At 67.0% G+C, this 4,104-nt stretch carries 5 protein-coding genes and 1 pseudogene; 4 read left to right on the forward strand and 2 right to left on the reverse strand.

Going from position 1 to position 4,104, the window contains the following annotated elements; translation table 11 throughout:
• Window positions 1-106: 106 nt before the first annotated feature.
• Both ACWEBX_RS37810 and ACWEBX_RS37815 read left to right on the forward strand, forming a co-directional pair.
• Window positions 107-730: a hypothetical protein gene (locus ACWEBX_RS37810; RefSeq protein ID WP_451889269.1), complete on the forward strand. Its 624-nt coding sequence runs from the start codon at window positions 107-109 to the stop codon at window positions 728-730.
• Window positions 731-878: 148 nt separating this feature from the next.
• Window positions 879-1,352, forward strand: a complete 474-nt coding sequence (locus ACWEBX_RS37815; protein WP_451889265.1) for a hypothetical protein — start codon at window positions 879-881, stop codon at window positions 1,350-1,352.
• A gap of 262 nt (window positions 1,353-1,614) precedes the next feature.
• Here ACWEBX_RS37815 and ACWEBX_RS37820 read toward each other — a convergent pair whose 3' ends face one another.
• On the reverse strand, window positions 1,615-1,773 hold the full coding sequence (locus ACWEBX_RS37820) for a hypothetical protein (protein WP_451889266.1): 159 nt from the start codon (window positions 1,771-1,773) through the stop codon (window positions 1,615-1,617).
• A 122-nt stretch (window positions 1,774-1,895) separates the two neighbouring features.
• Here ACWEBX_RS37820 and ACWEBX_RS37825 point away from each other — a divergent pair, with 122 nt between their 5' ends.
• Window positions 1,896-2,216, forward strand: a complete 321-nt coding sequence (locus tag ACWEBX_RS37825) for a hypothetical protein (protein ID WP_451889267.1) — start codon at window positions 1,896-1,898, stop codon at window positions 2,214-2,216.
• Between the two features lie 307 nt (window positions 2,217-2,523).
• On the opposite strand, the gene ACWEBX_RS37830 is transcribed toward ACWEBX_RS37825, so the two are convergent.
• On the reverse strand, window positions 2,524-3,156 hold the full coding sequence (locus ACWEBX_RS37830) for a TetR/AcrR family transcriptional regulator (protein ID WP_451889268.1): 633 nt from the start codon (window positions 3,154-3,156) through the stop codon (window positions 2,524-2,526).
• A 330-nt stretch (window positions 3,157-3,486) separates the two neighbouring features.
• Here ACWEBX_RS37830 and ACWEBX_RS37835 point away from each other — a divergent pair.
• Window positions 3,487-3,981, forward strand: a pseudogene (locus tag ACWEBX_RS37835) (glycoside hydrolase family 3 N-terminal domain-containing protein); the annotation flags it as partial.
• Window positions 3,982-4,104: the final 123 nt, after the last annotated feature.

A 4,104-nucleotide genomic window follows, 5' to 3' on the forward strand; every position in this document is an offset into this window, starting at 1 on the left:
TCCGCGCTGATCTCGTCGATGTTCAGCTACCAGATGACGGCGAACGTCTGGGTCGGTGTCGAGGGGCGGCTCCCCGGGATCGGGAGCGCTGTGGCAGGGTGCGCGCATGTCCGTCGACGTTGCCTATCCCGTCTTCCGTACCGACGATCCCGCGCCGGCGCTCCGAGTAGCGCGTCAGCTGCTCAAGGTGGGGGATCAGCAGGATGCCAGTGTCGACGTGGACGTCGAACTCCGCACCCTGGAGGACGTACTGCGCGCGCGGAGCGAGCTGCCCGACGCCTGGTTCAGGAAAGAGGACACCGAGGACTGGGTTCGTGATCCGAGCGACCCAACCGGCTTGCACGTCGGGGTCCACGCGCCCCGGCTCTCCACCGATCCAGCCTTCCTGTCGGAGCGTCTTCCGCTCTGGGCATCGATGCTGGATCAGCCGGTCGGGAGCATCGAGGACAGGTTCACGGCCGTGGCCGGCCGTCACGTGGCAGAGATCCGCTGGTCCTCTCTGGGATGGCCGGAGGTTCCGGAACGTGGCCTGTACGCGGACTTCAAGCACGCCGAGGTATCCGTACTGTTCAACGCCGCCACACGTGACCTGGACGCTCGCACAGACGGGCACACCGTCCTCGTGCACGTCCGCCACCGCGGAATCGTCAACGGATACGAGGAACGCCACGCGTCCTGGCTGGCCGAGCAAGTCGGCCAGACCGTCATCGGTCCGCCGCTGCGCAGCTAGGACTTGTGCGGGCGAACTCCGTGATGCGGTCGACTGCCTGGAAACTTCAGTCCGGGACGTCGAGCAGAGCCTGGCGCCAAGCCGCGACGTTGGCAGTCCCCGCCGCTATGGTTCGCCCGTTCACGATCTTCAGGGAAGGGGTGGCTCGGTGGGTGCCAGCGGATGGGACTACATCACCAGGTACGACGGCGATGTCGAGGCGGCCTTGGCGACATTGCAGGCCGGCGTGTTCCAGGAGGAGTACGGCGATGATGCCCGATACCGAAGCCTGGAAGACCTCTACGCGGACGAGGAATATATGGGGACCGAGGGTACCCATACGATCCTCGACATCGACAGGGTTGTTGCCACGGATGAACCGCCGACGCGCTCCGGCAGCGCCGACTACGGCACCCTGCGCCCTCTGGCTCTCAACCGTGTGATGCACCACTTCGCCACAGACCGCCCGTCGGTCGAGCAGTACAAGGAGCTCGCTGCCGCTGCCAATGAGGTTGCGAGCCACGAGGAGCACGAGCAAAGCCTGCTCGGCGAGTGCCAGATGCGGTGGACCGGTTACTACGTCGTCCTCTACTCCGGCGAAAGGCCGACTCACCTGGGAATCTTCGGATTCTCAGGAGACTAGGACCGATCCGGCAAAGCATGCGACTGCCCCTCGCTGCCGGTCATTCTCGCGGACATGGGGCGGGGCGAGTTGACGGATGCTGGCTGGGAGCGGCTGCGGCCGTTGCTCCCGGTCAGCAACCGGCGTTGGTCATCGGTCGACAGCGGCGCCGGCGGGGCGGCTCACACGAGAGCCGGTGCGGTCAGTCCTTCGGGTGTGCGGGAGGACCAGACGCCGTCCTGCGAGTTGCGGTCAGGCGCGTAGTGGACCGTTACGGCAACGCCTAGAGCCCCAGTCCACCCGCAACAGACAGCTCCTGCCTGGTGAACTCTCCTGTCAGCAGCGGCATCGCCTTGCCGATTGCCGCATTTGCCTCCGGCAGCTCCAGTGAAGCGTCGTGATGGTCCTTGCTCTGCCAGACCTCTGTTACCCAGATGGTCACGTCATCTCGTCGGACACGCTCATGACGTAGAGGTGGCATCCTGCCGCGCGGAGGCCTTCCAAACGCAGATGGCAAGCTCCGGTCCGGGTAGAAGTGGAGCACCCTTACCCCAGCTCGATCCAGTGCGTCCTGCCTTCACCGACCTCTTCCGCGTCTGGGCGGATGACCCGGTGGGCGAGGGCACGAGTTTCGCCTTCCGGGCCCGCTTCGGCGCCGTATGGTTCTTCGCCTTGCCCTTGTTCGAGGAAGAGGTCGAGTTCTCCGTGTGGCCCGAGGATGTGCTGGACGGGGTGGGGGTGGCTGCCGTGTTGCGGTTCCTGGTCGAAGTCGCGACGGCCAGTCGACGACAGGCCCTGTTGACCGGCGAGACCGTCGAGTATGACCCGGGGATGCCGACGTTGATCTCCCATGACCCTGCCACCGGCACTACTTCCCACATCTGAGGGGTGTTGTGGAACGAGGTCGCGCTTGGCTCACCGCAGGCTGGGACGGGGCACCGCTGTGCTCACGACAGCGCAGCGGCTTCCCAGGCGGCGGTCACACACCCACCAGACCGGAGTGCGGAAGGCAGCCTCTCGACCTGGCCAACGACCTCGTGCACGGCTGGGCCGTCGCTCACCAACCGCTCCTCGGCAGCCTCGGCCCTCTTTCCCGGAAGGACCTGCGGACCCACCCGTACAGGTCCTTGCCCACCTTGCACGCCATCCTCTGGGGGACGTTCACCGACATCTTTCGGCTACCGCCGCGCCGTCAGTCCGGGTCCTCGGCTCCCGAGGTTTCAGCCGTGGACGCGGGGGTGAGCAGCCGCCAGAAGTAGGCGAGTTGCTCGGCCATGTCGATCTCGGGGTCGTACATCCATTGCATCTGCAGGCCGTCGATCAGGGCGAACAGAAGCCCGGCCATGCGGTCGGGGTCGAGGCCCGCGGGCAGGGAGCCGTCCGCCTGCTGCTCACGGATCGTCATCGCGACCATGGAACGTGCGGTGGCGTAGCGGTCGCGGAAGTACTCGTGCGCGGGGTGACCCGGCTCGGCCGCCTCGGACGCGAAACGCGAGAAGAGCTGGGTGAGCCCGGGGACCTCGGCATTGTGGCGGACGAGCGCGGTGAACCCCTGAGCCAGATCCGGCGGCGCGTCCGGGCCGGCTCCGACTACCCCTGTGACCAGGCGCTGGTCGACCTCGTCGCGGCGGCTCAGGATGGCGATGAAGAGCTGTTCCTTGGTTCCGAAGTAGTGCAGCAGGCCGGTCTGGCTCAGCCCCACGGCCTGGGCGAGTTCGCGGACCGTCGTCCGGCTGTAGCCGACCCGCGCCACGATCCCGAGCGCTGTGTCCAGGATCTCCTCGCGCTTGGCGATGCCCTTCGCGTACGAACCACGTCGTGCCATGAGCAGGACTCTACGTCACAGGAAATTCGCTGGTGGGACCCCTTGCCGTTGAAAACCGAGTGCCATACGGTTTTCGACGTCGGCGGGGTGGACCGAGCACGGCGGTGAGGCTTCTCACCGCCATCCCTTCCTGACCAGGGATTCGCCGACGCTCCGGGGCGGTGGTGGGCCGCGCGTCGTGGGGGCGCGCGGTTCGCCGCCCAACCCGGTCACTCTCGGCACGCGCCCGCGTGCCGCACTGCGTGCTTCACCCTCCCTTCGACCGTCCGACAGGGCACCGCCCTACCTGAGGAGACCCCCGTGACCACGCAAGACCCCATGTCCTTGGCGATGGAGCAGCAGGCTGCCCTGGGCAGCGGCGCCGACTTCTGGAGCACGAAGCAGGTCGGTGACGTCCCCTCGCTGGTGCTCACCGATGGACCTCACGGAGTGCGCCGCCAGGTGGGCGCCACCGACCACCTCGGCCTCGCGGGCAGCGAACCCGCCACATGCTTCCCGCCGGCCGTGGGCCTCGGGCAGAGCTGGGACACGGACCTGGCCGGCAAGGTCGGCACCGCGCTGGGCGTGGAGAGCCGTGCGCTGGATGTCGACGTGCTCCTCGGACCGGGCATCAACATCAAGCGGGATCCGCGCTGCGGCCGTAACTTCGAGTACTTCTCGGAGGACCCGCACCTGTCCGGCACCCTCGCCGCATCCTGGGTACGGGGCCTCCAGGACACCGGCGTGGGTGCTTCGTTGAAGCATTTCGCCGCCAACAACACCGAGAACGACCGGATGCGGTCCAGCTCCGACATCGCCCCGCGCCCGCTGCGCGAGATCTATCTGCGTGCCTTCCAGCGTGTGGTGCAGGAGGTCTGGTCGATCCAGAGCCACTTCACGTACTCCTTGGCCAGGTCGACGTTCCTCCCCTTGGCGTTGACGAACATCGACCATCCGCCGTTGTAGACG

Source organism: Streptomyces sp. NPDC005070 (assembly GCF_053600395.1).

Coding starts and splice junctions, on each gene's coding strand:
- ACWEBX_RS37810 (WP_451889269.1), top strand. CDS start 107: ATGTCCGTCGACGTTGCCTATCCCGTCTTCCGTACCGACGATCCCGCG.
- ACWEBX_RS37830 (WP_451889268.1), bottom strand. CDS start 3,156: ATGGCACGACGTGGTTCGTACGCGAAGGGCATCGCCAAGCGCGAGGAG.